At 69.7% G+C, this 26,361-nt stretch carries 29 protein-coding genes and 1 pseudogene; 13 read left to right on the forward strand and 17 right to left on the reverse strand.

Annotation, left to right across the window (positions count from 1 at the left end; translation table 11 throughout):
* The 3 genes and pseudogenes from C492_RS21205 to C492_RS21215 form a co-directional block, all read right to left on the reverse strand.
* Positions 1-520 (reverse strand): annotated as a pseudogene (locus C492_RS21205) (hypothetical protein); the annotation flags it as partial.
* The gene (locus C492_RS21210; RefSeq protein ID WP_008427444.1) at positions 513-1,304 is read right to left on the reverse strand and encodes a WbqC family protein; all 792 of its coding nucleotides are present in this window, start codon (positions 1,302-1,304) and stop codon (positions 513-515) included. The gene C492_RS21210 and the pseudogene C492_RS21205, both read right to left, overlap by 8 nt.
* 286 nt (positions 1,305-1,590) lie before the next feature.
* Positions 1,591-2,196 carry an alpha/beta hydrolase gene (locus tag C492_RS21215; protein ID WP_049893232.1) on the reverse strand — a complete coding sequence of 202 codons (606 nt, stop codon included), beginning with the start codon at positions 2,194-2,196 and terminating at the stop codon, positions 1,591-1,593.
* 100 nt (positions 2,197-2,296) lie between these two features.
* Between C492_RS21215 and C492_RS21220 the strand changes: the two genes are divergently transcribed.
* A complete protein-coding gene (locus C492_RS21220) occupies positions 2,297-3,115 on the forward strand; it encodes a PspA/IM30 family protein (protein WP_008427447.1) in 819 nt (272 codons plus the stop codon).
* Between the two features lie 77 nt (positions 3,116-3,192).
* Positions 3,193-3,528: a hypothetical protein gene (locus C492_RS21225; protein ID WP_008427450.1), complete on the forward strand. Its 336-nt coding sequence runs from the start codon at positions 3,193-3,195 to the stop codon at positions 3,526-3,528.
* A gap of 16 nt (positions 3,529-3,544) precedes the next feature.
* Here C492_RS21225 and C492_RS21230 read toward each other — a convergent pair whose 3' ends face one another.
* Both C492_RS21230 and C492_RS21235 read right to left on the reverse strand, forming a co-directional pair.
* Positions 3,545-4,054: an FxLYD domain-containing protein gene (locus tag C492_RS21230; RefSeq protein ID WP_008427452.1), complete on the reverse strand. Its 510-nt coding sequence runs from the start codon at positions 4,052-4,054 to the stop codon at positions 3,545-3,547.
* A 112-nt stretch (positions 4,055-4,166) separates the two neighbouring features.
* A complete protein-coding gene (locus C492_RS21235) occupies positions 4,167-4,742 on the reverse strand; it encodes an HPP family protein (RefSeq protein WP_008427453.1) in 576 nt (191 codons plus the stop codon).
* Between the two features lie 131 nt (positions 4,743-4,873).
* On the opposite strand from C492_RS21235, the gene C492_RS21240 reads away from it, so the two are divergent.
* The 3 genes from C492_RS21240 (at position 4,874) to C492_RS21250 (ending at position 7,345) form a co-directional block, all read left to right on the forward strand.
* Complete coding sequence (locus C492_RS21240; protein WP_008427455.1) at positions 4,874-5,425, forward strand: cupredoxin domain-containing protein; 552 nt, start codon at positions 4,874-4,876, stop codon at positions 5,423-5,425.
* Between the two features lie 163 nt (positions 5,426-5,588).
* On the forward strand, positions 5,589-6,662 hold the full coding sequence (locus C492_RS21245) for a hypothetical protein (protein ID WP_008427458.1): 1,074 nt from the start codon (positions 5,589-5,591) through the stop codon (positions 6,660-6,662).
* Positions 6,663-6,766: 104 nt separating this feature from the next.
* A complete protein-coding gene (locus C492_RS21250; protein WP_008427460.1) occupies positions 6,767-7,345 on the forward strand; it encodes an AAA family ATPase in 579 nt (192 codons plus the stop codon).
* Between the two features lie 12 nt (positions 7,346-7,357).
* On the opposite strand, the gene C492_RS21255 is transcribed toward C492_RS21250, so the two are convergent.
* The gene (locus C492_RS21255) at positions 7,358-8,329 is read right to left on the reverse strand and encodes a hypothetical protein (protein ID WP_008427462.1); all 972 of its coding nucleotides are present in this window, start codon (positions 8,327-8,329) and stop codon (positions 7,358-7,360) included.
* Positions 8,330-8,478: 149 nt separating this feature from the next.
* Between C492_RS21255 and C492_RS21260 the strand changes: the two genes are divergently transcribed.
* Positions 8,479-9,252, forward strand: coding sequence for a sulfite exporter TauE/SafE family protein (locus tag C492_RS21260; protein ID WP_008427464.1), 774 nt, complete (start codon positions 8,479-8,481; stop codon positions 9,250-9,252).
* Here C492_RS21260 and C492_RS21265 read toward each other — a convergent pair.
* Positions 9,249-10,289, reverse strand: a complete 1,041-nt coding sequence (locus C492_RS21265) for a dipeptide epimerase (protein WP_008427467.1) — start codon at positions 10,287-10,289, stop codon at positions 9,249-9,251. The genes C492_RS21260 and C492_RS21265 overlap by 4 nt on opposite strands.
* Positions 10,286-11,302: a DUF1611 domain-containing protein gene (locus C492_RS21270; protein ID WP_008427469.1), complete on the reverse strand. Its 1,017-nt coding sequence runs from the start codon at positions 11,300-11,302 to the stop codon at positions 10,286-10,288. The genes C492_RS21265 and C492_RS21270 overlap by 4 nt, the downstream gene beginning before the upstream one ends.
* A gap of 352 nt (positions 11,303-11,654) precedes the next feature.
* Here C492_RS21270 and C492_RS25025 point away from each other — a divergent pair, with 352 nt between their 5' ends.
* Entirely contained in the window at positions 11,655-12,995 is a 1,341-nt protein-coding gene (locus C492_RS25025; protein WP_008427471.1) for a thermonuclease family protein, read from the forward strand.
* 148 nt (positions 12,996-13,143) lie between these two features.
* Here the strand turns inward: C492_RS25025 and udk are convergent, their stop codons facing one another.
* From udk to C492_RS21290, 3 genes are all read right to left on the reverse strand, one after another.
* Entirely contained in the window at positions 13,144-13,857 is a 714-nt protein-coding gene (gene udk / locus C492_RS21280; RefSeq protein ID WP_008427472.1) for a uridine kinase, read from the reverse strand.
* A gap of 81 nt (positions 13,858-13,938) precedes the next feature.
* A complete protein-coding gene (locus C492_RS21285; protein WP_008427474.1) occupies positions 13,939-14,850 on the reverse strand; it encodes a Vms1/Ankzf1 family peptidyl-tRNA hydrolase in 912 nt (303 codons plus the stop codon).
* 29 nt (positions 14,851-14,879) lie between these two features.
* The gene (locus tag C492_RS21290; RefSeq protein ID WP_008427475.1) at positions 14,880-15,263 is read right to left on the reverse strand and encodes a DUF5802 family protein; all 384 of its coding nucleotides are present in this window, start codon (positions 15,261-15,263) and stop codon (positions 14,880-14,882) included.
* Between the two features lie 388 nt (positions 15,264-15,651).
* On the opposite strand from C492_RS21290, the gene C492_RS21295 reads away from it, so the two are divergent.
* Complete coding sequence (locus C492_RS21295; protein WP_008427476.1) at positions 15,652-16,281, forward strand: hypothetical protein; 630 nt, start codon at positions 15,652-15,654, stop codon at positions 16,279-16,281.
* A 66-nt stretch (positions 16,282-16,347) separates the two neighbouring features.
* On the forward strand, positions 16,348-17,016 hold the full coding sequence (locus C492_RS21300; protein ID WP_008427477.1) for an ArsR/SmtB family transcription factor: 669 nt from the start codon (positions 16,348-16,350) through the stop codon (positions 17,014-17,016).
* 40 nt (positions 17,017-17,056) lie between these two features.
* On the opposite strand, the gene C492_RS21305 is transcribed toward C492_RS21300, so the two are convergent.
* Entirely contained in the window at positions 17,057-17,620 is a 564-nt protein-coding gene (locus C492_RS21305; protein WP_008427478.1) for a hypothetical protein, read from the reverse strand.
* Between the two features lie 115 nt (positions 17,621-17,735).
* Here C492_RS21305 and C492_RS21310 point away from each other — a divergent pair, with 115 nt between their 5' ends.
* The 3 genes from C492_RS21310 (at position 17,736) to C492_RS21320 (ending at position 20,217) form a co-directional block, all read left to right on the forward strand.
* Complete coding sequence (locus C492_RS21310) at positions 17,736-17,933, forward strand: hypothetical protein (protein ID WP_008427479.1); 198 nt, start codon at positions 17,736-17,738, stop codon at positions 17,931-17,933.
* A gap of 99 nt (positions 17,934-18,032) precedes the next feature.
* Positions 18,033-19,286 carry a Glu-tRNA(Gln) amidotransferase subunit GatD gene (gene gatD, locus C492_RS21315; RefSeq protein ID WP_008427480.1) on the forward strand — a complete coding sequence of 418 codons (1,254 nt, stop codon included), beginning with the start codon at positions 18,033-18,035 and terminating at the stop codon, positions 19,284-19,286.
* 1 nt (position 19,287) lies between these two features.
* Positions 19,288-20,217 (forward strand): GNAT family N-acetyltransferase, encoded by a 930-nt coding sequence (locus C492_RS21320; RefSeq protein ID WP_008427481.1) that lies wholly within the window; start codon positions 19,288-19,290, stop codon positions 20,215-20,217.
* Positions 20,218-20,252: 35 nt separating this feature from the next.
* Here the strand turns inward: C492_RS21320 and C492_RS21325 are convergent, their stop codons facing one another.
* Genes C492_RS21325 through C492_RS21340 form a run of 4 tightly spaced genes read right to left on the reverse strand, consistent with a single transcriptional unit; the run spans position 20,253 to position 23,491 of the window.
* Entirely contained in the window at positions 20,253-20,777 is a 525-nt protein-coding gene (locus C492_RS21325) for a GNAT family N-acetyltransferase (protein ID WP_008427482.1), read from the reverse strand.
* Positions 20,777-21,055: a ubiquitin-like small modifier protein 1 gene (locus tag C492_RS21330; protein WP_008427483.1), complete on the reverse strand. Its 279-nt coding sequence runs from the start codon at positions 21,053-21,055 to the stop codon at positions 20,777-20,779. Before C492_RS21330 ends, C492_RS21325 begins: the two co-directional genes overlap by 1 nt.
* 31 nt (positions 21,056-21,086) lie before the next feature.
* A complete protein-coding gene (locus tag C492_RS21335; protein WP_008427484.1) occupies positions 21,087-22,235 on the reverse strand; it encodes a TrkA C-terminal domain-containing protein in 1,149 nt (382 codons plus the stop codon).
* Positions 22,232-23,491, reverse strand: coding sequence for a hypothetical protein (locus C492_RS21340; protein WP_008427485.1), 1,260 nt, complete (start codon positions 23,489-23,491; stop codon positions 22,232-22,234). Before C492_RS21340 ends, C492_RS21335 begins: the two co-directional genes overlap by 4 nt.
* Positions 23,492-23,643: 152 nt before the next feature.
* Here C492_RS21340 and C492_RS21345 point away from each other — a divergent pair, with 152 nt between their 5' ends.
* Positions 23,644-24,843 carry an NAD-binding protein gene (locus C492_RS21345; protein ID WP_008427486.1) on the forward strand — a complete coding sequence of 400 codons (1,200 nt, stop codon included), beginning with the start codon at positions 23,644-23,646 and terminating at the stop codon, positions 24,841-24,843.
* A 33-nt stretch (positions 24,844-24,876) separates the two neighbouring features.
* Here C492_RS21345 and C492_RS21350 read toward each other — a convergent pair whose 3' ends face one another.
* The gene (locus C492_RS21350) at positions 24,877-26,295 is read right to left on the reverse strand and encodes a universal stress protein (RefSeq protein ID WP_008427487.1); all 1,419 of its coding nucleotides are present in this window, start codon (positions 26,293-26,295) and stop codon (positions 24,877-24,879) included.
* Positions 26,296-26,361 lie beyond the last annotated feature (66 nt).

Consider the following 26,361-nt stretch of genomic DNA (forward strand, 5'->3'; position numbering starts at 1 on the left):
CCATCCCGTCGATCCGTCGCGGTCCGCCGAGAACCCGGCCGGCGGGCCGGTGAAACGACACCGATCGCACCGGCCGGAGGTCGAGCGCCGCCAGCCGGCGCCGTCCGTCCGTGATCCGTCGGTGCTCGGCGGCGGTGAGCCCGCCGTCGGTCGGTTCGGCACCGTTCGCCGCCGGACCGAGATCGCAGTGAAGGCCAATCTCGTGGCCGAGTTCACACAGGTGGTGGAGAACGTCGCGGTTCTCCTCGAGGTTATACAGCGGCGTGTCCGGGAGGACCATGTACGTCGAGCGTACGCCCAGTTCGTGCTCGATCTCGGCCAGTTCGACGGCGCGCTCGAGGCAGACGTCGACGTCGTGTCGCAGGAACGCCGTGCGCTCGCCGTCGCGGCCCCCGGGGAGGCGCTCCGAGAGCGTCCGGAGTTCGAAGGCCGCCCGCAGGGCGTGGAGCAGCGTCCGGTAGTAGCCGTAGCTGAAGTCCTCGGCCCAGCCGTCGGCCGGCGTTCGACCGCGGTCACGCATCGGCGCTCACCGACCGAAGGAGATCGCGCGTACCGTCGACGCCGGCGTTCGCCAGGACGTCGACGATCGAGAGCGCCGGAACGAACCCCCCGAAGCGCTGCTCGTACTTGGGGTGGTCGAACGACTGGTACTCGAGGGCGACGCCGACCCTCTCGAACCGCGAGGGGTCGTTGTAGGCGCGGGCGCCCTCCCCGGAGTAGTACCGATCGGCACCGAGTTTCGAACAGAGCCGAACGATCCGCTCGCATCCCGCGGCGTCGACGTCGAGCGACGACGAGCGGACGAACTCGGAGTCGAGATCGAGCCGATCGGCGAGGCGCCGAATCAGGTGGACGTTCAGTTCGCAAAGTGAGTCCCACGGGCGCGCGTACGGCTCCTCGAAAACGACGGCGAGGTCGTCGAACGCCGCGGCCTTGCCGTAGTTGAACCGGAGGCTCTTGCGGTGGGCGGTCCGCCAGTCGTCGCCGGCGATCTCGACGTCGGCGATCGACCCGCTCGAGCCCCGGACCGGGACGGTGAGCCAGGTCCAGCCGTCGGGCGTCTTGATCCGGTTGCGGTTGATCCAGGAGCCCGAGGTGTACTCGACGTCGTCGAGAAGGACGAAGACGTCGCTCCGGCGGATCTTCTCGAAGTAGCCGAGCCATGGGAGGTAGTTCGGCTGGTGGACTGCGACGGTTCGATCCGCCGTCGACCGCCGGTCGGTCGGACGGTCAGGGGAAACGGCGGCCGCGGACGACGGCTCTTCGCGGGCGCCGTCGTCGTCCCGGCCGATCGTCTCATCCATCGACGCTCACCCCGCTCGACGCCGCGTGCGAGCGACTCGCCTCGAGCGTCGGCCGCCACGGCGACCGCAGTTCCGTCAGGATCATTGGGACCGTATCGAGCCGAACAGTTCCCGGCACATTGTTAAGCGCTCGAGGAAGACGCGAGATGCGACGATTGTCCGCGCGTACCGATCGGCAAGGCGGTCGTTACCGATCGAGGCCGCTCCGTTCGGTCGCCGTAGGGTATCGTTTCCGGCGGCCCTCGAACCGCGCCGAGCCGACGGCTCGACCAGCGTCGCCGTCGAGTTACGGGCGTTCGAACGCGCTGGCGAAAAACGCCGCGACCGCCTCCGCGATCTCCTCGCGGGTGCCGAGGAAGAAGTGGTCCGCCGGGAGGGAGACGACGTCGTCGCCCCGTTCGCGGGCTCGCTCGAGAACGGGCTCCCAGTCGGCGGTCGTGTCGCGCTCGCCGTACAGCACCAGCGCCGGGGCCTCGAGGGCGGCGAGCGCGGCGACCGCGTCGAGGTCCGGGCCGAGCGACGCGGTCGGCGCCAGCGCGGCCACGCCCGCGATCGGACCGTCGAGGTCGGCGGCCGCCAGCAGCGCCTGGGAGGCCCCGAAGCTGTAGCCGAACAGTCCGACCTCGTCGTACCGGTCGTCGGCCCACCGGACCGCGTTGCGGACGTCCTCGCGCTCGCCGCGGCCCTCGTCCCACGCGCCGTAGTCGAACCGCAGGCAGGCGATCCCCGCCTCGCCGAGGGCCTCGCTCACGGCGACCAGTCGCTGGTCGCTGCGGGAACCGCCGTGTTGGGGGTGGGGCGGGCAGGCGATCACGACGGACTCGGTCTCCGCGTCGGGCTCCTCGAGTCGACCCCGAACGTCGCGACCGCCGGGGATGGGGACGTCGCTCATCGGCGGCGGTTCGCCGCGGACGGTAATCAAGACTGCCCACTCGATCGGCCGACTGTCGCTGATGTGATGTTTTTAAGGCCGGGGAACCATACGTAGGGACATGGGCATCCTCTCTCGGACCTCCTACGTCATCCGCTCGAAGATCAACTCGGTGCTCAACCGGGCCGAGGACCCGACCGAGACCCTCGATTACTCCTACGAGCAGATGCGCGACCAGCTCCAGCAGGTCAAACGCGGGATCGCCGACCTGACGACCCAGAAAAAGCGCCTGGAGATGCAAAAGAAGCGCCTCGAGGAAAACGTCGAGAAGCACAACGACCAGGCTCGCACGGCCGTCCAGCGCGACCGGGAGGACCTGGCCCGGCGCGCCCTCGAGAAGAAGAAGACGAAGATGGCCCAGATCGAGGATCTGGAGGGACAGATCTCGAAGCTCCAGAGCCAGCAGGACAAGCTGATCGACCAGAAAAACGAACTCCAGAACCGCATCGAGGAGTTCCGTACGAAAAAGGAGACGATGAAGGCCCGCCACGAGGCCGCCAAGGCCAGCTCGACGGTCTCGGAGGCGATGACCGCAACCGGAGAGGAGTTCGAGGACGTCGGCCGCGCCATCGAGCGCGCCGAGGAACAGACCGAGGACATGGAGGCCCGCGCAGCCGCGCTCGACGAGCTTCAGGAGTCGGGCGCGTTCGAGGACGTCCTCTCGGACAAGGACCAGATCGACCGCGAGCTCGAGGGCCTCTCGACCGACAGCGGCGTCGAGGCCGAACTCGAGACGCTCAAGTCGGAGGTCGGCGGCGGGGAAGTCGACGAGACGGACGTCGCCGAGGCCGAGGAGGACGTCGAGGAACTCGAGGCACAGGTCGACGACGACGAGATCGACAGCGAACTCGAGGAGCTCCAGGAAGAGGAGAACTCGTAGGTCGACCGCGCCGACGGCGTTTTTTGCGGTTGCAACTGGGGGAAACAGCTACCACCCAGCGCGTGGTAGGAACCCGTATGGTGGCAGACGTGGAATTCGACTCGCTCTCGCTGACCGAGCAGCTCGTTCTGGCGGCCGTCGCCGACGCCCACCGGAACGACGAAACGCCCGCCCAGACCCACGAGATTCGTCGCACCTGTCGGACGCGGGCGGCCGACCTCGAGTCCGAGGTCGTCGGCGCCGTCACCGAGGCCGACGTGATGCGATCGCTGTACCGCCTCGAGGACGAGGGGGTCGTCGAGGAGATCCGGCCCGACGAGCGCTCGCCGACGGGGAAAGGACGGCCGGCGTACGCACTCGCCGGGAGCGCAGCGGCGGTCTACGAGGGGGTCGCCGACCGGTTGGTCGAGTAGCCCTCCGAGCGCGAGCCTACGACGCCGGCGTCCCGAGGGCGGCGACGTCGTACTCGGCGATGTCGGACGGCGAGAGGAGCACGACGACCATAAACTGCCAGCTCTCGCCGGCGTCGAGGTCGCCGACGGTGTCGGTGTACAGTCCGAGCTGCTCGCCGCCGTCGGTGTAGAACCGGGCCCTGACCTCGGCGATCTCGACGCGTTCCTCGCGGTCGTTCTCGACGGTCCCCTGCACGGTCGCGCCCCGGAACCCGTCCTCGATGACGAACTCGTGGGACGCGATCGAGAGCGAGTCCAGCGGCGTCACGTTCGTGTTCGGTTCGCTCTGAGCGAGCTGTCCGGCCGCGGACGTTTCCGAGGCGTTCCGGCTCCCGTTGGTGACGTTGCCGACTTCGCCGCGCTCGTAGGTGGGGTTGCCGCTGCTGACGCCGTCGTCGTCGCCGAGACAGCCGGCGACGGAGGCCACAGCCCCGGTCCCGAGCGAGGCGAGCACGGCGCGTCGGTTCCGCCGCTGATCCCCGGTCATCGGTACCCCCTCCGCACGAGCCCATCCCGTCGGGGGATGCTGCAGTCGATCATGGTAGCACCGACGGCGCGGCCGCATTTCAACGTGAGCCTTGCTCGGTCGACGTCCCGGACTACTCCGCTCGGGCGTCCCGCGGGACGAAGCCGAACCGCTGGGCCAGCGGCGAGATGACCTTGTCGTGGAGGTACCACAGGACGGCGACGGCCGCGACGATGACGGCCGAATCCGCGAGCCCGCCCATCAGCCCCAGCGCGATGATCAGGGTCGTCGCACACGCCGCGGCGTGGTTCGTCTTCGTCAGCAGCATCGTCGTCGTCGTCAGCATCATCGCCAGCGTCGCGCTCGCCCAGAGGTAGACGATTTCGACGCTGAACGCGGGGTCGGGTCTGGCGAACACCACGTACGAGCTGGCCTGGTTGCCAACCAGCGCGTAGGCGATCAACCCGCCGACGACCGCGACGGTGTGCCCGCCGATGACGTGGTACGCGCCCTCCGCGCGGGGCTGTTCGCCGGTCGCGATCAGGTACGCCGACGGCCCCAGGCTCGGGAACAGAAACGGTCGGCCGGTCGCGAGCGCGATCGTTCCCAGCACGGTAAAGTGGAGAAACACGTTGACGGTCGCGCTGTACTCGTCCTTGAGAGAGAAGTCGTTTTCAGAGCCGTCGAGCTCGAAGTCTAACCCCAGCAACGTGAGCCGAACATTGCAGCGGACCACCAAAAGCGCACCCGCTGCAGCTTCTTTCTCCGTCCGGACGGATGAATCGATAGCTCCGGCCTCGAACCGGGCGCTTTAGCGCCTCGAACTCGAAAGCGCTTCCGATGAACGGACGGGGGTCGACTCGTCGGCAGTTGTTGGCCGCCGGTGGAGCGGTGCTCTCGGCCGGCGTCGCGGGGTGTATCGAAGGGAAACTGGGAGGAGACGATCCGCTGCTCGGCGATCCGAAACCGTACCTGGAGGTCGAACTAATCGACGGAGCGGACGGGGCCCGCATCGATCCTCCGATCGCCCACGTCGTCGCCGGCGGGACCGTCGAGTGGACCGCCGAGAGCGGCACCCACGAGGTTGCCGCCTACCACCCCGAGACCCACGGCGACCAGCGGCGGCTGACCGACGGCGCCGATCCCTGGCGGAGCGCGGTCACCCCCTCGAGTCCGTTCGAGCGCGTCTTCGACAACGAGGGCGTCTACGACTACGCGTGTCCGACCCACGAGGACCGCGGCGCGGTCGGGACCGTCGTCGTCGACCTCCCGGCCCCCGAGGACGAGGCCGGCCTCGAGCGCCCCTCGGAGGCGTACCCCGACGCGGCGAGCGAGGCGCTCGAGGCGTACAACGAACGGGTGCGGAGCGTGCTCGCCGACGCGCACGGCTAGGTCTCGCCCCGCGGGCCGACGGGGAGCCGACCCCGATCCCGGCCTCGCCCTCGCTCGCGGGGTCGCGCCGCGAGCTTTTCGCTTCGGGTCCGGACGGCGTCGTCCGTCTCCGGCGGGCGCTGCAAGGCGGTCCGTTTTCATCGCTCCTCTCGAACACCAGAACATGGGGTCCGTCGACAGCGACGAGACGCTGGACTCGTACGGAGCGGACGTCAACCGCCAGAACAGCGCCGTTCGTCGAATCGTTGACTGGGTGTTGTTGCAGGGCAACCGCATCGTCATCACCGCCGCGCTCACCCTCGGCGTGTTCGCGCTCCTGGTGGGACTGCGTAGCCTCGGCCTCGTCGCGTTCGTCAACAGTAACTCGCTCACGCGGATGGTCGGCGGCATGATCGCGGGAACGTTCTCGCTGATCACTCTCGTCGTCTCCGTCAATCAGATGATCCTCTCGCGGGAGTTTCGCTCGGCCGACGAGTTCCGGAACCGGCTGGAGGGGGTCATGGAGTTCCGGCGGGATATCGAGGACGCGACGGGCGTTCCCGCCACCCCGGCGGCGCCGGCGGGACAGCTCGAGCTCCTCGTCGAGGAGATCGACTACCGGGCGGACCGAATCCGGGCGGCGGTCGCGGACGATCCCGACGGAACGGCCCGGAGACGGGTCGAACGGTTCGTCTCGAGCGTCAAGAAGAGCACCGACCGAGCCGAGGAGACGCTCGATCGGGCGCGGTTCGGCTCGTTCGACGCCCTCTCGTCGGCGATGGGGTACGACGACGCCTGGCAGATCTACGCCGCGAGACACCTGCGCAACGACCACGCCGACGAGCTGTCGGACGCCACCCGCGAGGCGCTCGAGGAGCTGATCGAGTCGCTGAAGCTGTTCAACACCGGGCGAGAGCACTTCAAGACGACGTACCTGCAGCGGGAGCTGACCCGCCTCTCCCAGCTGACGATCCTGTTGGGGATTCCGGCGGTGCTGGCGGCGTTTCTCCTGGGACTGCTGTACGGCGGCCTCGGCGGGCCGACGGTCGGTCACTCCGCCGCGCCGATCGTCGTCAGCGGCCTGATCGCGGTCGTCTTCTCGCCGCTGGCGTTGCTGTCGGCGTACATCCTCCGGACGGCCACCGTCGCGCGCCGGACCGCCTCGATCGGGCCGATGCTCCCCCAGAAGGGTCCCGACGAGGGGCCGTTCGAGGTCGGCCACGACCGGGACACGCAAGTCGAAACCGATGCCGACTGAGACGGGTTACTGCGAGTCAGTTCCGGCGTTCCAGCGGGAACCCGACGCTGCTCGCCGCCGGCTGTACGTATTTCCCGGCCGTCGCCGTACCGCGGCACGAACCGATGAGCGACAGCGGTACAACCGCGAACCGTCTGGCGGTTGCGCCGAGAAATCGGTACAGCAGACGGTACGAGGCGGTCCGCTCCGACGGAATCCGAACGCGGAAGGTCGTCCGGCACCTCTCCGAGCGCGTGATCGTCGTCATCTGCGGGCCGCCCGGCGCGGGCAAGACGACCGTTGCGACCCGCGTCGCCGACCGCCTCGATGCCCGCGGCGAGTCGGTCCGGCTGGTACACTCCGACGAGTTCTCGAGGCGTACCTACGAGCGCCTGTACGCGCGGGTCGCAGGGGGCCCGACCGACGCGATCCGCCTCGTCGACGGCACCTTCTACCGCCGCGAGTGGCAAGCGCGGTTCCGATCCCTCGGCGACGTTCGGTTCGTCCTCGCGACCGCGAGCCTCGAGACCTGCCTCGAGCGCAACCGCCGCCGCGAGGACGCGATCGACGAGCAGGGGGTCCACGTCGTCTACCGGGAGTTCGAGGCGCCCGAGGCGGATCTCGAGCTCGACACCGACGAGCTGTCGGCCGCGGCGGCGACCGAACGGGTCCTCGAGGCGCTCGAGCGGTGGCGCTCGGCGTAGCGGGCGGGACGGTTACAGTCCGAGCCCGTCGGCCAGCGAGAACGACTCGGGGAGTCGATCCGGAACCGCCTCGTCGGGGAGCACGTCCCAGCCGAGTTCGTCCTCGCCCGGCTGCGAGTCGGTCTCGAATCCCGGGTCATCCGGCGGTTCGCGCTCGCGATACTCGGGCGGCGGTCCGTCGTGGGCGTAGACCCCCTCGGGGTGGTCGACCGTCCAGACGTGCAGCATGCAGGGCGTCCGGCAGGGGGGCGCCAGCTCGCCGTCGCGGTAGGCGTCCTCGTAGACCGTCCGGTAGTACCACCAGGCGAGCCTGCCCGGCGCGCCGGCGTGGTAGTGCCACGGCGAGCAGCGGTCCGAATCGCCGTCGGGGTGGTGGTCGTCGTGCGGGTGGTCGTCATCGGACGGGTGATCGTCGCCGTATCCGTCCGCGTCGTGATTCTCTCCGTAGTCGTCTTCGGGCGGCCCGTCCCAGCCGCCGTCGCCGGCCTCGTACACCGCCGGCGGGGAGATCGGCTCGTCGCCGCGGGTCGCGATGAACATCACGCCGATCGAGCGCCAGGAGTCGTCGTCGACCAGCACCGACTCCGGGCGTTCCGGATCGAGGACGGCGTCGTCGCCGACGTACTCCGGATGCAGCCAGTGGGAGTAGCCGCCGTCGTCGCCGTCGAGGGTGTCGAAGTACGGCTTGAAACCGGCCTCGAGCAGGGCGCCCGCGTCGGGGTATCGGTCCTTGAGGATGTCCGCGACGGCTTCCCGGAGCTCGATCGTGGCGGGGTGGTCGTCCGCACAGCCCTCCGTGCTCGCGCCCGCACAGTGGCCCATGCTCGGTCGGATCGTCGCGTCGGGACACCGCCCCGAGAGCGTCCCTCGAGTGCCCTCGCCGGCGGCTTCCGCGGTACCGACGGTCGAGAGCGCGACGGCGCCCGCGCTGGCACGTAACAGCCCTCGTCGCGAGACTCTCGGATCGCCATCGCTGTCGTCCATGGCAGAATTTCGCACGGGATGCGCCCTGTTAAACGATGTTGGCTGTCGCGGCGACTGTCGTCGATCCGAACTTGCGCGTTCCGAGGCGGTCGCGGCGGGACTCGATCCGGAGACGTTTCAGACGAGGCGACCGTACTCGACGAACCGAGATGATCCCCGTCCCGCTCGAGATCCTCCTCGCGCTGCTACTCGTCGCCCTGCTGTCGGGCGTGGGCTGTACGACGGTCGGCGCGGGCGGGATCTTCGTGACGATCGCGCTCTACCTGCTGACGCCGCTGTCCTCGTCCGAGATCGCGGGAACCGCCCACGTCCTGTTCGTCCTCGTCGGCGCGGTCGGCGTCGTCGGCTACGCGCGCTCGGGCGAGCTGGTCGGCTCGGAAGGGCGGGCGCTGGCGACGGTCCTCGCGGGCTCGAGCGTGCTCGGCGCGCTGGCCGGCACCGTCCTGAACGCGTTCGTCTCGCGGCGACTGTTCGGCGTCCTCCTGGGGATCCTTCTCGTCTGTACGGGCGTCGTGCTGGCGTACCGACGACTCCGGGGACTGCCCTCGCTGGCGGCCGTCGACGCGGAGACGGGACGAGGACGGCTCGTCTTCGCGGGGACCGGGCTCGCCCTGGGTACCGTCGCCGGCCTGGTCGGCGTCGGCGGTCCCGTCCTCGCGGTGCCGGCGCTGGTCCTGCTGGGCGTCCCGATGCTGGTGGCGCTGGGGGTCGCGCAGCTCCAGGCGATCTTCATCTCGGGATTCGCCGTCGGGGGCTACTACCTGCAGGATTCCGTCTCGGTCGCGCTCGCGGGGCTGCTCGCGCTCCCGATCGTCGTCGGCGCCGTCGCGGGCTGGCTGGTCGCCCACCGGGTCGATCCCGCCCGGCTCGAGATCGCACTCGGCGTCCTCCTGATCCCGACCGGGATCTACCTGATCCTCTAGCTCCGGACGGCGCCCGTTCCCGCTCGCTCGAGCCCCGCGAGGTCGATCTCGCCGCCGGGCATCGCTACTCCCGAGTACGGGTCCTCCTCGAGCAGCAGCGAGCCGTCCAGATCGGCGTAATCGAGCAGCGGCGCGAGGTGGCAGGCCGCCGCGATCGAGGCGTTGGACTCGGTCATGCAGCCACACATCACCTCGAGGCCGTGGGCGCGAGCCGTGTGGATCATCCGTTTCGCCTCCCGCAGCCCGCCGCATTTCATCAGCTTCAGGTTCGCGATGTCGCAACGGTCGGCGATCTGCGGGACGTCCTCGAGGGTAACGCAGGACTCGTCGGCCGCGATCGGCAGCCGCGAGCGCTCGTAGACGAACCGTAGCCCTTCGGGATCCTCCGCGGCGACGGGCTGTTCGACGAACTCGAGGTCGAACTCGGCGAGGCGGTCGATTTTCGACACCGCCTCGCGGGGCGCCCAGGCCTCGTTGGCGTCGACGAACAGGTCGACCTCCGGCGCGACCGATCTGATCGTCCGGACGATCTCGACGTCGCGGTCAGTGCCGAGCTTGACCTTCAGGCGAGAGTGGCCCCGCTCGAGCGCGGTTTCGGTCTTCTCGCGCATCGTCTCGGGATCGTCGAGCCCGATCGTGTAGGAGGTCTCGAGGCTCCGATCGGGGTCGAGCCCCCAGTAGCGATAGAGGGGGACCCCCAGCCGTTTGGCGGCCAGATCGTGGACGGCGATGCTAACCGCACAGCGGGCCGCGGGATTTCGCCGTACCGTCTCGCGCATACGGCGTTCGATCCGCGAGAGCTGGTGAGGGTCGCCGACGTCCTCGACGATCTCGAGCAGCTCCGGGAGGACCGCGGCGACGGTGTCGGGCGTCTCTCCGTAGTGGGGCGACGGTCCGGCACCGCCGACGCCGACGGTGCCCTCGTTGTCCTCGATTCGGACGGTAACGACCTCGGCTTCCGTCGCCGTTCCCCGCGAGATCCCGAAGGGGAACTCCAGCGGAAGGGTGTGGCGTTCGAACGCGGTCTCGAGGCTCATTCGAGCAGCGCCTCCAGCAGGTCGTCGGTGCCGAAGCGGATCGGGTCGGCCGCGGGGGCGTCGATCGCGTCGGCGTACTCTCCGACCGCGTCCCGGGCCGCGTCGTCGTCCTCGAGACCCGAGGTGTTGAGCGCGCCCGCGGTGACGGTCGCGTCAGAGACGGGTTCGGCGAGGTCCTCGTAGCGGTCGACGTAGCTCGGGATCGAGGGCAGGGAGAAGGACTCGTAGCCGTGGATCGCCTCCTTGCCCGCCTCGTGACAGAGCACGAGCTGATCGGCCATCGAGCCGTGGAGGATGCCGCAGGTGACCGCCGAGTAGGCGGGGTGGACGATGCTGCCCTGGCCCTCGACGAAGAGGTAGTCGTGCTCGTCGCCCTTCTCGAGGATCATCTCCTCGACCGCGCCCGCGGTGAAATCGGAGACGACGCGGTCGATCGGGTTGCCCCAGCCCTCGATCATGATCCCGGTCTGGCCCGTCGGGATCACGGCGGCGTCGTAGCCGGCCTCGCGGGCGTCCCGGGCCAGCTCCATCGAGACGGTCATCTTGCCGACCGAGCAGTCGGTGCCGACGGTCAGAACGACTTCGGCGTCGACGTCGCCGGCGGCGCCCTGGCTGACCGTCAGCTCCTCGTGAGGTTTCCGGACGTCCCACAGCTCACAGTCGTTCTCGGCCGCGAGGGCGGCGAACTCCTCGTCCTCCTCGAGGAAGTAGTGCAGCCCCGCGATGACGTCACAGCCGCGCTCGAGCGCGGTTCGGACGTCGTCGCGCCAGCTCTCGTCGAAGCCGCCCCCGATGGGGGCGATCCCGATCAGCAGGGCGTCGACGTCCCCGACCTCGTCCATCCCCGCGACGATCGGGGCGTCCTGTACGTCGGGGACGTGATCGGCGACGCGGTCGCCGGCGCTGTCGCGGTCGAGGACGGCTTCGACGTCGTAGTCGGCGTATCGGAGCACTCCCAGGGCGGTCTTGGCGCGACCGGGGAACTTCTCGTGGGCGAGAATCGCGATCTGCATACGGGGCCATCGGGCGAGCGACTACTTAACGCTAGACATCCCGTCGGCGTCACGGTTCGAGCGCGCCGACGAGTGATTACAATCGGTAACCGATCGTCCCGACGGCGCTCGAGAGACGGTCGTCGGCAGTTGCGATGGGACAGCTACGAAACGACGAGCCGTCTTTACAGATGTATTGATATTCAGCCAGCATTTCACAAAATCTATAACCGCTACGACTGGTTATTCGGAACCGATGTCTTTGGGGGAGACGGTCCCGGGAATGAAACGGGGCCGAACAGGACGAAACGTCGCTGTCGGTACGGGATATCTTTTCGCCGTTCCGCTGATTATAGCGTTTTCGCCGGTCGTAGTGGGACTCCTTGTCGGAACGAACTACCGGGGAATCGCCGATCGCCTCGCAACCGTTCCCGGAATCGAGTCGGGTGGAGGCCTCAAGTCGGGTGCAGTAGCTGCCGTCGTCGGATTCGTTCTCCTGGGAATCGTAGCGGCCGGCGGCGATACGGGCGATAGCGGAATCGAACCGGATCTGCCCGAGTCCGAGGATCCGGAACCCGAATCGTCTCCGCAAGCGGACGCCGATGATCCGGAATCCGAGTCACCGCCGGCCGAAGACGCTTCCGAGTCGGAACCTGATTCCACGACAGAACCGGATTCGGAGGCTTCTACTCCGGATTCTAACTCCGATGAAGCGGAGACGGAGTCCGACGACGACCCTACTACGGACGCTGATTCGAATGAGTCGGAGACGAATCCAGGCGGATCGACCGACGACCCTACTACGGACGCTGACTCGAGCGAGGCAGAGACGGACCCGGACGGGTCCGCCGACGACTCCTCGACGGGAACGGAGTTGAACGCTCAGGAGTCCGACTCGAGCGCGGAATCCGAATCGGACGACTCCGAGTCGGACGACTCCGAAACCGAGTCCGCTACGGAGCCCGGCTCGAGCGACTCGGAAACGGACTCGTCGGAAGCGTCCGAATCGACGGCCCGGACGGAATCTCCCGTCTCGGTTCCGGCGGAGGTTGCCGGCGGTGAGGCCCGCCAGGCCACGGTTACACGCGTCATCGACGGCGACACGATGGAGGTACGATTCGCCAGCGGCGAGGAAGACACCGTTCGTCTCATTGGGGTAGATACACCCGAGACCAGTCTTGGAGACGTCGCTCCGGGGGAGTACGAAACCATCCCGGACACCCCGGCAGCGCGCGATCACCTCTACAACTGGGGCCAGCAAGCGAGTCGGTACGCGACCGACGAACTCGAGGGTCGAGAGGTCCGGGTCGTCACCGACGTGGAAGGTGATCGCCGCGGGAGCTTCGGCCGTCTCCTCGCGTACGTCTACGTCGGTGACACGAACTTCAACCTCGACCTGCTCGAGGGAGGGTACGCTCGCGTCTACGACTCCTCGTTTAGCTTGCGCGACGAGTTCGATAGCGCCGAGTCGGAAGCGCGGTCGAGCGACGTCGGTCTCTGGGACTTCGAGGCCGAGTCCTCGTCGTCCGAGGCCGACGCGAGCGATACCGGAAGCGACGAAATCGACGTCCCACCCGTTCCCGCTGACGGCGATTACAACTGCGGCGACTTCGATACACAGGAGCAAGCCCAGTACGTCCTCGAGAACGCGGACGGCGACCCCCACAGGCTCGACGCGGACGGCGACGGCATCGCCTGCGAAACGCTGCCGTAGCGTCCGGCTCTCCTCGTCCAAAGTCGCTCCGAGAACGACAGCACCTGGAAGTCACACGAACGACCAGCGGTCGAAGGGAACCGTCTGAACCGTCTTTCGGAGAAGGAAACCGTCTGAACCGTCTCTCGGAGGAACTTCGCCGCGGTCGTCAGTCGACGGACCGGTTCGTCGTGTCGAGGTCGACCCGCGTCGGGGAGTCCTCGCCGACCTCGAGGGGGAACGCGCGGTCGTCGGCGTCGGGGTCGCCGGGGGCGAGTTCGGCTTCGACTTTCTCGACCAGCAGGTCGACGGCCATCCGGTTGGCTCCCTCGGGGATGATGATGTCGGCGTTTTTCTTCGTCGGCGCGACGAACTGTTCGTGCATCGGCTTGACCGTCTCGAGGTACTGGTCGATGACGCCCTCGAGCCCGCGGCCGCGGTCGATGACGTCGCGCTCGATCCGCCGGAGGATGCGGACGTCGGCGTCGGTCATCACGTACACCTTCAGGTCGAGCATCTCGAGGACCTGCTCGTCGAACAGCGAGAGGATCCCCTCGAGAACGATCACGTCGGAGGGTTCGACCCGCACGCGCTCGTCCCTGCGGTTGTGGATCTCGAAGTCGTACTGGGGCATCTCGACGGGCTGGCCCATCAACAGACTGTCGAGTTGCTCGCGAAGCAGCTCCCACTCGAAGGCGTCGGGGTGGTCGTAGTTGACCTCGGCACGCTCTTCGTACTCGAGGTGGGAGAGGTCCTCGTAGTAGTTGTCCAGGGGAATCCGCGTGACGGCCTCGCCGACCGTCTCGGCGACGGTCCGGGAGACCGTCGTCTTTCCGGCGCCCGTGCCGCCGGCGATGCCGATGACGAACGACGGGATACTCATCACTCGAGGGTCGGACGGCGCGGTAATGAATGCCCTGATGTTCGCCCGGTTCGGCGGTCGGGACCGCCACGCACGCGGCGTTCAGACGACCGTCAGCGTCGTCGTCCAGAACGAGCGGCGGGCATCCTCGAGGGCCGCCTTCGGATCGCCCGTGGCGTCGACGGCGGCGGTCGCCGCGGTCTCGAGGTCGGCCTCCTCGACGAGGGTATCGACGACGCCGCGCTGGCCGACGACGTAGAGGCGGTCGGCGTCGCGCTCAGCGAGAACCTCACGGCAGCGATCGAGGTGGTCGTCGATCTGGTCGTCGCGGATCCGTTCGAAGCGGGCCTGCGAGAACCCGCCCTTCGAGTGGTTGCCCTTGACGTCGCTCTCGAAGCCGCGGTAGTCGACGCGCTCGTCGCCCTCGTAGACGCCGAGCGCGAACAGGTCCGCCCGCACGAGCGCGAGGGCGTGGCGGCCCGTCGGCAGGAACCACTCCCGCTCGAGGTCGAACCGGTCGTCCCAGGTCGGTTCGAGGGCCGGGTCGATGGGCGACTCGAGCGCGACCGAGACGAGACCGGCGTCGTCGATACAACACAGGCAAGGGGCGGCGTCCTCGAGCAGGGCGATCCGGGCGTCGAGCACGTCCGCGAGGTCCTCGCGGACGGTGCCGGGGACCTCGTCGTCGACGCTCGCGGTGAGCGCCCCTTCCGAAGCCGTTCGGATCGACCGCAGCCGTTCGAGCGCCTCCTCGAGGCGGGCCCCGCGCAGGTCGACGCGCCGGCGAACGGTCGGGTCGCCGTCGTCGGCCTCGACCCGTTCGAGCTCGCCCTCGAGCTGGGCGATGCGGTCCTCGAGGCGGTTCCGTTTCTCCTCGGCGTCCTGTCGGGCCGTCACCGCCTCGGATCGGCGCTCGGATTCGGCCTCGTAGCGCTCCCGCAACCGTTCGTTCTCCGCCTCGAGCTCGTCGATGCGCGCCTTGAGGGAGGCGCGGCCGAGCAACTCGTCAAGCATCCGACCGAACACGGGGAGCGGGAGTACTTCTAGGTTCCGGCGCCGGGATACTCATCGGGGTCGAAGTCGGTCGGATCCCAGCCGGCGAAGCTGAGCAACCGCTCGGCCTGTTCGCGGCGCGCGAGCAACACCTCCCGGAGCGACGGGGGGCTTCGGACGTCCGTGTTCTCGAGTACCGACTCGGGGAGGGCGAGCGTGTTCGCCGGCACCGACGAGTCCCCGTGCACCGGGAAGTGCTGGGACTCGAGTTTCATCACCAGCGGGGCGTCGAGCCGTTCGACGCCCTCGCCGGACGTGTACACCTCCTCGTTGAGTCGCTCGTGCTGTTCGTCGTGGATGAGGGCGCGGGGGTGGTCGGTCGGGGTGACGTAGAGGCGACCGAGGTAGTAGCTCCGGGAGAACACCTCGAACATGTCACTAGGTACCAGGGAACGAGGACGTATAACCTTTCGGCCGACGACCCCCATCGTGTCCGCAGCGCAATCGACAATCGGTCGTTTCCGACGGTCGGACGACCGGTCGCTCAGCCACAACAGTTCATAACGCCGACGATAAGCGCCGCGAAAACGGCGCCGATCGCGGGTAAGGCTCGAGTTTTCGCCGATGAACGGTTTGAACGATCGGGCAGAGAAGGGCTCGGGACGCGCCGTCGCCGACCGCCCGTCGGGCGCCTCGGGGCGCTGCAACGCCCCGGCTAAACTCGGCGTAAACCCCCGGCCAGTTTCGAACGGCGCGATCGGGGGCGTAAACGATCCGAACGAAGGTCCGATTTTTTAGGCCGATCGACGGTCGGGTACGGTAATGAACTCCGCACGGTCGGTTCCCCTCCTCGTTGCGATCCTCCTCGTCGGGCTGGCGGTCTCCCCGGTCGCCAGCGGGACGTTCGCCAGCGCCGGGGTCGACGACGCATCGAACGAACAGCGCGAGGCCGACGTCGAACGGGGCGTCACCGCCTTCATGCAGTCGAGCGCGGCGGACACCGCGACGACCGTCGAATCCGAGATGTTCGAAGCGAAGTACGATGCCGCCGACGACGAAACCCGGGAGCGACTCGTCGACGAGCGGGTGGACGAGCTGGCGGCCCGGTACGAAACCCTCGAGCGCGAGCGCGAGCTGCTCCGAGATCGGGGCGACGAGCTCTCGACTCCGCAGTACCAGGCCCGAATGACCCGGCTGACCGTCGAGATCGCGGCCCTGGAGCGGTCGATCGCACAGACGAAACCCGTCGCCGCCGACAACGAGGTCGGGGTCGATCGCCTCGAGTCCCTCGAGTCGGACGTCGCCGCCCTCGGCGGCGAACAGATCGCGGCCGTCGCGACCGAGGTCGTCGGCTTCGAGCGGTTCCTCGAGGCGGGTGACGAGGAGGGGGCCGCCGACCGGAACGAGAGCGGAAACGAAACGCCCCCGGTCGGTGAGGTCGACGCCGAGTAGCCGCGTTCCCGGAACGAGGGGGGAGAGGACACGCTTTTCAGCGACGGCGCACAACCTCTCGTACGAATGGACTCCGCCGCCCTGTTGGACCTTCTCGGAAACGAAAACCGGAGACGCATCCTCCGACTGCTCGCGCGAAAACCGTGCTACGTGACCGAGATCTCCGAGTACCTCGGCGTGAGTCCCAAGGCGGTGATCGAACACCTGCGCAAGCTCGAGGAAGCGGGGCTGATCGAGAGCCGCGTCGACGAGCAGCGCCGGAAGTACTTCCACATCGCGCGCAACCTCCGCCTCGAAGTAAGTCTCTCGCCGTACGGCTATGTCAGCAAGAGCGCCTACCCCGCCAACAGCAGCCTCGACATCGCGACCTGCCGCCACCTCGAGATCGACGTCTCCTGGAACGAAACCGACGACGTAGAGGAGCTGCTGGCGGCCCTCGAGCAGCTCGAACAGCTGGAAAACGAGCTGTCGCTGGCCCAGCGCTGGGTCCAGCGCCAGGTCTGCGACGTGCTCGATCAGATCTCCGAGTCGGTCGGCGCCGGCCCCGAGAGCCGGATCTACGCCGACGTCCTCGCGAGCGTCCGCTCCGAACCCAAATCCGTCACCGAACTCGGCGAGGACGTCGACGCCCCTCGGGAGGTCGTCGCCGAGATCCTCGAGTTGCTGGCCGACGAGGGGATGGTCCGGCGGACGAGACGCGGCTGGGAACTGGTTCCCGATTCCGAGGAATCGTAGCGGATCGTCGAACGGTAGCGCGTTCTCTCGAGAACCCCGTTCACTCGAGGTCCCGGAACAGTCCGTTCCGGAGGTCCCGACCGAAGTAGTAGCCGACGAGACAGGCGACCAGTCCGGCGGCCACGCCGACCGCGAGCACCGCCCGCCCCGAGCCGGCGACCGCCAGCACCGCGTTGCTCGCCACCGCGGCGATCCCGCCGACGGCGGCCCCGGCCGCGCCCACCTCGAGGTAGCGCCGCTTCGAGGTGGCGAGCCCGATCGCGAAGGCGACGGCGAAGGTACCGACGAGTTCGCCGGCGATCGGGACCGCCAGCCCGCCCGCGACGAGCCCGACGCCGAGCGCGGCCACGAGCGCGAGAAATCCCTTCGGCGAGAACCGCGCTCCGAGCGAGGGGCGGGGAAGCGACGGCAGCCGCGACCGCGACGAGGCGTCCTCGGTCGCACCCGCGTTCGTCGGGGCCGCGGCGGACGCGTCCGCGCTGGAATCGGCGTCGACCTCCGCGTTCGGCTCGGAGAGCAGCCGCTCCGTCTCCTCGAGGAGTTCGTCGGTCGGACGCTCCCCGCGATCGGTCGCCTCGGCGACCTCGTCCGAGCGATCGCTCATACGCGAGTGCAAGCTCCCCGACACCATGGCCTTTTCCCACGCGACGCTTCCGCCCCCGTTCGGGCGACGGCTCCGACGGGCGTTCTTTTTACTCTCGCCGACGTAGCGGGTGTCAGTGACTACCGAGCTGATCGTCTTCGGGATGCTCTCGATCGCTCTCGGGGGCGGACTGTTGTACGTCGGTCGCCACCTCTACCCGCGGCTCGATCTCTCCCGCGACGACCTGAGCACCGTCCGACTGCTGACGGCGATCATCGCCGGCGTGCTCCTGTTGATGGGGGTCGGGCTCGTCGCGGTCGGCCTGGCGACGTAGCCGTCCCGTTTCGGCGACGCTGTCGCCCCCGTTCCGGCGACGCTGTCGCCCTGACGGCGAAAGCGTGCCTTCAAGTCCAGCGCCGCGCAACGAGGGCACATGAACCCAGGCGACCGCGTTCGCGTCGATCGCGCGGACCGCAGCTACGAGGGCGTCCTGTTGCCCTCCAGCACCGACGAACAGTTCGTGGTGAAACTCGAGGGCGGGTACAACGTCGGGGTCGACCGCGAGGCCGCCGCGGTCGAGGTCCTCGAGGAGGACGTCTACGATATCGACGGCTCGGCCGACGAGGGCGAGGACGGCTCGACCGTCGAGTTCGACGAGGAGCTGCCGACGATCGCGTTGATCTCCACTGGAGGAACGATCGCCTCGACGGTCGACTACCGCACCGGGGCGGTAACGGCGCAGTTCGACGCCGAGGACGTCCTCCGTGCCGTGCCCGACCTGGCGGGGCGGGCGAACTACCGCGGACGGGTCGTCGCCAACATCCTCTCGGAGAACATGGAGCCCCCGATCTGGCAAGACCTCGCCGAGGCGGTCCGCGAGGAGATCGAGGCGGGCGCCGACGGCGTCGTCGTCATGCACGGCACCGACACGATGCAGTACTCCGCCTCCGCGCTCGCGTTCATGCTCGAGACGCCGGTCCCGGTCGTCTTCACGGGCAGCCAGCGCTCGGCTGATCGGCCGTCCTCCGATAACGTGATGAACGCCGTCTGCGCCGTCGAGGCCGCCAAGAGCGACTGCGCCGAGGTCCTGGTCTGTATGCACGCCTCCGAGAGCGACGACGTCTGCGCGCTCCACCGAGGGACTCGAGTGCGGAAGAACCACACCTCCCGGCGGGACGCCTTCGAGACGGTCGGCGCAGAGCCGCTGGGCGAGGTCGACTACGACTCCGAGGCGGTCACGTTCGGCCGGGAGTATCAGCAGCGAGGCGAGAGCGAGGTGGACCTCGAACTCGAGCCCGCCCTCGAGGACGACGTCGAACTGCTGAAGTTCACGCCCGGGATGGATCCCGCCTTCCTCGACGTCGCCGCGGGCAGCGAGGGACTGGTCCTCGAGGGGACCGGACTGGGCCACGTCCACACCGATCTGATCCCCCGCATCGAGGAGCTGATCGCGGACGGGACGACCGTCGTCATGACCAGCCAGTGTCTGGAGGGGCGGGTCTGCGACCGCGTCTACGACACGGGTCGGGACCTGCTCGAGGCGGGCGTGATCGAGGCCGGCGACACCCTGCCCGGCACCGCGAAGGTCAAGCTGATGTGGACGCTCGAAAACGCCGACTCGGTCCCGGAGGCGATGGAGACGTCGCTGGCCGGCGAACTGCAGGCGCGGTCGACCCCCTGGAACTGAGATGGCGCTCGGGATCGAGATCCGACGGGCGACCCACGACGATTACGAGGGCGTCAGATCCTTCACCGAGGACCTCTGGGCGGATCGGGGCGGCGACTACATCCCCGAGATCTACCACGAGTGGCTCGAGGACGACGACGAGCCGAAGAAGACGTTCCTCGCGGACGCCGGCGACGAGGTCGCGGGGATCGTTCAGGCGGCGATGGTCTCGCCCGACGAGGCCTGGTTCCAGGGGATGCGGATCAACCCCGACTACCGGCGTCGAGGACTGAGCGGTCGGCTCAACGAGGCCTGCTTCGAGTGGGCCCGCGAGCGGGGGGCGACCGTCGGCCGGGTCATGATCTTCTCGTGGAACGCCGCCTCGCTTGGCGCCGCCCGAACGAGCGGGATGGAGCCGATAACGGAGTTTCGCTTCGCCCACCCCGAGCCCGATCCGGACCGTCGACGTCCGGATCGGGTCTCGAGCGATCCGGCGGCAGCCTGGCGCTACTGGACCCACAGCGACGCCCGCGAGCACCTCCGGGGGCTCGGCCTCGCCCCCGAGGAGACGTGGGCGGTGCGCGAACTCGACCGCGAGGACTTCGAGCGCTTCGCCGACGAGACGGCCGTCTTCGCCGTCGCTCGCGAATCGGGGACGGCGGGCGCCTCCGTCCGGATTCGAAGCGACGACCGCGAGACCGACGACGGCGGGACCGAGACGTGGGCCGAGTACGGCGTCGCCGCCTGGGACGACGTCGACGCGGCGCGGTCGCTGTTCGGCGCGATCGCACGGGACGCCGCCGAGATCGGCGCGGATCGGACTCGCGTGGTGCTCCCCGAAACCGCCGAGTACGTCAGCGACGCCTCCTACGCGGGGGCGCCGATCGCCGAGGAGCCCGACTTCGTCCTCGGGATCGATCTCGCGTCGGGAGGCGGCGAGAGCGGGGAGTAACGGTCGCTACCCGGGACGGCTCGAGCGCGCCGCGATTACGCGTCCTCGACTGCGACCGACATCCGACGGCGGACCGTCTCGAAGCCGCGCTTCTCGTAGAAGGCGATCACGCGCTCGTTGTCGACGTCGACCTCGAGCGCGAGCTCCCCGCAGCCGACCGCCCGCGCCCGTTCGGCGGCGCGCTCGAGCAGGTCGTCGGCCAGCCCCGTTCCCCGGTACGGCTCGCGGACGTAGATATCGCCGACTACCAGCCGATCGGGGCGGTCGAAGACGGACGGACACTCCTCGACGTCGGTCGCGACGAACCCCGCGAGGACGTCGTTTTCCGCCCCACCCGTTTCGGGGCCGTCCGCTCCCGCGTCGTCGACGGCGAGCCACGTCCGGTGGCCGTCGGTCCCGAGGCGCTCGCGGCGAAACGGGACCTCCTCGGCGACGAGGTCGCCCTCCGCGAGCGCGTGATCGTCGACGATCGCCTCGAGCTCGCGGTGGTAGGGCAGCCACAGTCGCCTGACGAAGCGGCGGACGGCGGCGTCGTCGGCGCCGAGGCGGCGCAGCTCCATCAGCCGCCGCTGACGGGGGGAAACAGCGCCAGCTCGTCGTCCGCCTCGAGGTCGGTCTCGAGGCCCTGTTCCTCGACGAGGACGTTCGTTCCGTTGCGCAACACGTTGATCTGGGAGCGCAACTCGCCGTCCTCGAGCACGCGATCCTCGAGCTCGGGACGATCCTCGAGGAGGTCCTCGAGGGCGTCGCCGACGGTGTCGCCGGCCCCGGCCTCGACCGCGACGCGTTTGTCGCCCGCCCGCTCGGCGAGATCCGCGAACAGCTTCCACTCGGTCATGGGTGGCGCTATCCGCGCCGCGGGCAAGTAGCTACCGCTCCGGGAGCCGGCGCAGGGCGTCCGGACGACCGAGGACGTGCGCGACGTCGCCGGCCGCGAGACGGTCCTCCTCCCCCGGCAGCGCGAGGACGTCGCCGTCCCGCTCGATCGCGAGCACGAGGGCCGGCAGCGAGCCGACCGCGGCGCCCTCGAGCGCGCCGCCGCCGTCGACGGGAACCGCGGCGACGGTCTCGTCGGCCGCCCGGAGCGCGGAGACGAGCTCCCGCTCGGCGTCGGGCGTTTCCGGCAGCGTGACCAGCCGATGGTCGGCGTCGCTTCCGAGCGCCCGAGCGTCCTCGCGGTCGAGTGCGACGGTCGCGACGTCGGCCGCCGTCCCCCGCAACTCGCCGTCCGCGACGCGTCGGTAGTCGTCTCCCGCTCGGGCCCAGATCCGGACGGCGTCGCCCGGCGCGGCGTCGGCGGCGGGATCGCCGCGAACCGCGACGGCGACGCTGCCCGGCGCCAGCGTAGGCCCGATCCCCGTCGGACGGCTCCCCAGCGCGAGGTACTCGACCTCGCCGTCGGCCGCGAGGTCGACGTCGACGTGGCCGACCCCGTAGTCGCGCTCGAGGCGGGTCGCGAGCCGATCGCGGAGCTGATCGACGGTCAACCCCCGCGGAAAGCGGAGGGTCTGGCCGGCGAGGGCGGCCTTCGTCGCCGCGTCGACGGGGTCGTGGCCGTCGGCGTCCCCGATCGACTCGGGAAGCTCGACGGCGATCACGCGGCCGACCGACCGCACGAGCTGTCCCACGTCGTCGATCGTCCCCGGGGCGACGCCCGCGAACGCGCTCCGAGCGAGGCGATCCCCGACGCGACGACCGCCGTCGGCGGCGATCGCGCTGCCGACGAACGCGGCGACGGTGTAGATCGCGGTCTCGGTCTCGAGCAGCGGCGTCGTGCCGAGGATCGCGTCCTGCAGCGCCGTCTTCGTGTTCAGCCAGACCGCGACGGCGGTCGCGCCGATCAGGATTCCGATCCCCTCGGCCAGCTCGTCGGCGCTGTACCACCGAAAGAGGGCCGCCGCGGTCCCGGCCGTGCCGAACGCCAGGAGAGCGAACCCGAGGAGCCGAACGAGGGCGTCGAACAGCGCGTCGGCGAGGAGTTCGGTCCGGGCCGCCTGTTCGACGACGGGCTCGATCACGCGCGATCACCGCGACTCGAGTCGTCGGTCTCCGGGTCGGCTCCGCCCGCGGGCGCCCGCTCGGGAGCGACGACGAACGCCTCGTCGCCCGGCTCGAGCGGGCCGTCGAGACCGGGCGCGAACCGCCAGGGCTGGCCGCGCCCGTCCCCGCCGCGCTCGCGGTCGCGAACCGCGAGCACCGTCCCCTCCGACGGGTCGATCGCGTCGGGGGCGACGCGTCGGACCGCGTAGCCGGCCCGCTTGAGCAGCGCGAGCGCCTCGAGGTCCCGGTTCGTCCCGCGCGAGCGAACGACCAGCCGCGGCGCCTCCGCCCGGAGCAGCGGTCGCACGTCGCCGTCGTCGACGACGACGGTGACACGGCCGCTTCCGCCGGCGCTCGCCCTCGCGCCCCCGGTCGCGGCGCCGGCGTCGTCCGCGGGTGCCGCTCCCGGCTCCCGGTCGCCGGACGACGTTTCGGCGCCGGCGTCGCCCTCGCCGGGGTCGGTCTCGCGCTCGTCGTCGAGGTCGGTCCCGACGCTCAGCACCGTCCCCGGGATCGACCGCGCGTCGGTTCGAACGGTCACGTCGTCCCCCCGAGCCAGCCCCGTCGGAATCAGCGCTGCGATCGACGCGGCGCGTTTCCCGTCGGGCACCCGACGCGAGAGGCCGCCGACGGGCGGCGCCGCGGTGATCGACGCGCGGGCTCGCTCGTCGAGCGAGACGGCGACGTCCGCGAGGTCGTGGTCGGTTCGCAGCCGCTCCTCGAGCCGGCGCTCGAGCTCCGAGAGCGGCAGATCTGCCGGGAGCCGCCAGGAGCCGTCCTCGAGCGCCGCGCGGACGGACGACGGGAGCGGCGGGTACCCCTCCATATCGCGGATCTCGCCGGTCGGTCGGATCGTGACCCGCCCGGCGGCCCCGACGAACTCGATCACGTCGGCCGAGAGGGTGCGCCGGCGGAGCCGGGAGAGCGAGAGCCGCCGAGGAAGCTCGGCGCCGAGCCTGTCGCCCTGGTTGTGCGCGTACAGCGCGAGCATCAGGACGACCAGCACCGCGACCAGCAGTCGGGGAGACTGAGCGATGGTCGGTTCGACGAGTCCCAGCAGGCCGCCCTGCACGCTGGCGATCGACAGCGCCAGGACGAGAACGCCGAAGCCGGGAAGCGACACGCCCGTGACGTACCGGACGAGAAACCCCAGCCCGCCCGCGACGAACGCGGGGACGATCCCGGTCAGGAGGCCGAGGTAGAGCCCGAGCAGTACTTCGACCGGAAGCGACATTACCGGCCGATCGGCGGGAGCCGTTAAACAGGTACCGGCTCGCCCCGGACCCGGCCGGGACGACGAGCGATCGACGACGAACGGGTCGGGAGCGGATCCCGTCGCCGGGCGCAAACGACGGCGCTTAAGCCGTCCCGCCCCGGACCGACGGTATGGTCGGCGCGCGCATCGTGGATCGACTGCCCGACAACTGGCGCTGGATCGTGACGACGCGGGCGTCGGTCGTCCTCGCGTTGCTGGTCGCCCTGCTCTCGGTCGCGACCGGGATCGTCAGGATCGATCAGCAGGCCGCCGACTTCGGCCCCCTCGCGCCCCACGTCCCGGTCGCCGTCCAGGACGCCGTCGGCTTTACCGGCGCCCTGACGGGTTTTCTCATGGTCGGCAGCGCGCTCGCGCTGCGGCGACGGCTGCGAGCCGGCTGGTGGGCGACGGTGTTGTTGTTGCCGCTGACGGCGATCCAGGGCCTCCTGCAGGCGAGCCCGTACTCGCTGCCGCTGGTCGTGCTCTCGGCGTGTGCCCTGCCGACCCTGTTTCTCACCCGGCGGCAGTTCGACCGCTCGCTCTCGCTGACGACGACCCAGATCGCGGCGGGGGCGGCGCTGGTCGGCGTCCAGGCCTACGGGACCTTCGGCTCCTACGCCCTGCGCGAGCAGTTCGACGGGATCGACCACCTGCTCGACGCCTTCTACTTCACGCTGATCACCTCGAGCACGGTCGGCTACGGCGACATCGGGCCCGCCACCGAGGTGGCGATCCTCTTTACGATGTCCGTCGTCGTGCTGGGGGTCGCCAGCTTCGGTATCGCCATCGGGGCGCTCGTCGGCCCCGCGATCCAGGCGCGCATCTCGAAGACCCTCGGCATCATGACAGACTCAGAACTCGACCTGCTGGACGACCACATCCTCGTGCTCGGCTACGGGGACCTGACCGAACCGATCGTCGACGAACTCCACGAGGCGGGCCGACAGTTCCTGGTGGTCACCCGGGACCCCGAGGCCGCGAGCGCGCTCGCCGACCGCGACATCCGCGTGCTGACGGCCAATCCGAGCGACGAGGACCCCCTCCAACGGGCCCGCATCGAAAGCGCCCGGGCGGTCCTCGTCGCGACCGACGACGACGCCCAGGACGCGCTGGCGGTGCTGACCGCCCGCGAGCTCCGACCCGACGTCCGGATTGCCACCGCTGCCACGGACCGCGAGAACAGCCGCAAGCTCGAGCGCGCCGGCGCGGACGACGTGATCAGCCTCTCGGAACTGGGCGGCCACCTGCTGGTCCGCTCGGCGCTGGGCGAGGACGAGTCCCCAGTCGTCTCGCGGCTGCTCGAGGACGAGCAGCCGTCGAATGCGAACTGACCCGACGGTGCCCCCGAGCGATCCCGACGCCGACTACCGACGTCGACCGCGGTGGACGATCGCGACGTCGCTCTCGAGGTCCCCGAGTTTGCGAAACGTCGGCGGCGAGACGAACCGCGAGGCGGTCGACCGGTCGGTACTCGAGCCGATGAAGACCACGTCGTACCGGGACGCGACCCGCGAGAGGTAGTCCTCGACCGGTTCCGTGACGACGTGGGTCTCGAAGGGGCCGGAGAAGGCGTCGACGAGGTCCGCGAGCGTGGTTTCGGCGCTCCGTCGGTGCGACTCGCGGTCGATACAGGTGGAGACGCCGACCGGCCGCCGGGAGTCGGCGATGCGCAACGCGAAGTCGACCATCGCGCGGGCGGTGTCGCCGGCGCCCCGGACCGCGACGAGACTCCGACGCCACCGGCTGCGCCCGTCGCTCGAGCGGAAGGCGATGACGTCGATCTCGCTGTCGAACAGGCCCGTAATGAACCCCGAGAGCCCGCCCCGGTCGCTCTCGGCGTAGGGGGCGACGATGAGATCGCAGTTGTTCTCTCGTGCGGTCCGGAGAACGAGTCCCGACGAGCGGCGGTCGCCGGCCGCGACGACGACCTCGCAGGGGACGTCGTACGCGGCCTCGAGGTCGCCCGCGAGGGATTCGGCGGTTCGCACCGCGTCGTCAGCGCGCTCGAGGGGTGCCGCGTCGGCCTGGCCGGGGTCGCCGCTCTCGACGGGGTCGCCGTCGTGTCGCTCGCTCGCTTCGGAGACGACGTCGAAGAGGACGACTTTCCCGGCCTCGTGGGCGCCGGCGAGCGCGGCGGCGAAGCGCGCGACCGGTTCCGCGTCCGGGCCGCCCACCGGAACGAGCACGTGGTCGTCGCCCTGGGTCGTCTGGTAGAGGTACTGCGCTCGCGCCTCGTAGACGCGGTCGCGCCAGACGACGAACGCGGCCGCGACGAACGAACTCGAGACGGCGATCCCGAGCACGTACGCCAGCTGGGCGTTCCCGGTGACCAGCACGAGCAGCGCGGTCGAGAACGCCGTCGGCTCCTCGAGGTCCAGCGCCCAGGTGGCGGTCCCGGTCAGGAAGACGCCGAGCGCCGCGCCCGTCGCGCTGACCCCGTCGCCCGCGGTCGCGACCGACGCGACGGCGAGCCAGCCACAGAGCGCGCCGACGGTCATCCCGCCGACGAACTTCCCCGGCGTGGAGTACCGACCCTCGGGGTCGGCAAAGAGCGTGTACGTCCCGGACGCCAGGGGCGGAAAGAGGAGAAACGAGACGGCGGCCGTCGCGTTCGACAGCCACGTCACCGCGGCGATCAACAGGGGGACGAACACGACCACCGAGAAATGCAGGAGGTTTCCGGTGCGTTCGATCCACCGCAAGAACGCGTCGAGTTCGCGCCGTTCCAGTCGCCGCAGCCGGTTCGCGAACGCGCGGGTCCGGGCCCGCAGCCTCTCGAGCATGGGATCCGTTCACTGGGGGACGACGAAAGCCGTTTGGATCGCCACTCCGCTCGAGGATCCCGACGC

The sequence above is a fragment of the Natronococcus jeotgali DSM 18795 genome, from assembly GCF_000337695.1.
In the GTDB taxonomy this organism is placed as follows: Archaea; Halobacteriota; Halobacteria; order Halobacteriales; family Natrialbaceae; genus Natronococcus; species Natronococcus jeotgali.

Bases quoted from the DNA above. Each gene is read 5' to 3' on its own strand.
- C492_RS21210 (WP_008427444.1), bottom strand. From the start codon at position 1,304: ATGGATGAGACGATCGGCCGGGACGACGACGGCGCCCGCGAAGAGCCG.
- C492_RS21215 (WP_049893232.1), bottom strand. From the start codon at position 2,196: ATGAGCGACGTCCCCATCCCCGGCGGTCGCGACGTTCGGGGTCGACTC.
- C492_RS21220 (WP_008427447.1), top strand. From the start codon at position 2,297: ATGGGCATCCTCTCTCGGACCTCCTACGTCATCCGCTCGAAGATCAAC.
- C492_RS21225 (WP_008427450.1), top strand. From the start codon at position 3,193: ATGGTGGCAGACGTGGAATTCGACTCGCTCTCGCTGACCGAGCAGCTC.
- C492_RS21230 (WP_008427452.1), bottom strand. From the start codon at position 4,054: ATGACCGGGGATCAGCGGCGGAACCGACGCGCCGTGCTCGCCTCGCTC.
- C492_RS21240 (WP_008427455.1), top strand. From the start codon at position 4,874: ATGAACGGACGGGGGTCGACTCGTCGGCAGTTGTTGGCCGCCGGTGGA.
- C492_RS21245 (WP_008427458.1), top strand. From the start codon at position 5,589: ATGGGGTCCGTCGACAGCGACGAGACGCTGGACTCGTACGGAGCGGAC.
- C492_RS21250 (WP_008427460.1), top strand. From the start codon at position 6,767: ATGAGCGACAGCGGTACAACCGCGAACCGTCTGGCGGTTGCGCCGAGA.
- C492_RS21255 (WP_008427462.1), bottom strand. From the start codon at position 8,329: ATGGACGACAGCGATGGCGATCCGAGAGTCTCGCGACGAGGGCTGTTA.
- C492_RS21260 (WP_008427464.1), top strand. From the start codon at position 8,479: ATGATCCCCGTCCCGCTCGAGATCCTCCTCGCGCTGCTACTCGTCGCC.
- C492_RS21265 (WP_008427467.1), bottom strand. From the start codon at position 10,289: ATGAGCCTCGAGACCGCGTTCGAACGCCACACCCTTCCGCTGGAGTTC.
- C492_RS21270 (WP_008427469.1), bottom strand. From the start codon at position 11,302: ATGCAGATCGCGATTCTCGCCCACGAGAAGTTCCCCGGTCGCGCCAAG.
- udk (WP_008427472.1), bottom strand. From the start codon at position 13,857: ATGAGTATCCCGTCGTTCGTCATCGGCATCGCCGGCGGCACGGGCGCC.
- C492_RS21285 (WP_008427474.1), bottom strand. From the start codon at position 14,850: ATGCTTGACGAGTTGCTCGGCCGCGCCTCCCTCAAGGCGCGCATCGAC.
- C492_RS21290 (WP_008427475.1), bottom strand. From the start codon at position 15,263: ATGTTCGAGGTGTTCTCCCGGAGCTACTACCTCGGTCGCCTCTACGTC.
- C492_RS21295 (WP_008427476.1), top strand. From the start codon at position 15,652: ATGAACTCCGCACGGTCGGTTCCCCTCCTCGTTGCGATCCTCCTCGTC.
- C492_RS21300 (WP_008427477.1), top strand. From the start codon at position 16,348: ATGGACTCCGCCGCCCTGTTGGACCTTCTCGGAAACGAAAACCGGAGA.
- C492_RS21305 (WP_008427478.1), bottom strand. From the start codon at position 17,620: ATGAGCGATCGCTCGGACGAGGTCGCCGAGGCGACCGATCGCGGGGAG.
- gatD (WP_008427480.1), top strand. From the start codon at position 18,033: ATGAACCCAGGCGACCGCGTTCGCGTCGATCGCGCGGACCGCAGCTAC.
- C492_RS21320 (WP_008427481.1), top strand. From the start codon at position 19,288: ATGGCGCTCGGGATCGAGATCCGACGGGCGACCCACGACGATTACGAG.
- C492_RS21325 (WP_008427482.1), bottom strand. From the start codon at position 20,777: ATGGAGCTGCGCCGCCTCGGCGCCGACGACGCCGCCGTCCGCCGCTTC.
- C492_RS21330 (WP_008427483.1), bottom strand. From the start codon at position 21,055: ATGACCGAGTGGAAGCTGTTCGCGGATCTCGCCGAGCGGGCGGGCGAC.
- C492_RS21340 (WP_008427485.1), bottom strand. From the start codon at position 23,491: ATGTCGCTTCCGGTCGAAGTACTGCTCGGGCTCTACCTCGGCCTCCTG.
- C492_RS21345 (WP_008427486.1), top strand. From the start codon at position 23,644: ATGGTCGGCGCGCGCATCGTGGATCGACTGCCCGACAACTGGCGCTGG.
- C492_RS21350 (WP_008427487.1), bottom strand. From the start codon at position 26,295: ATGCTCGAGAGGCTGCGGGCCCGGACCCGCGCGTTCGCGAACCGGCTG.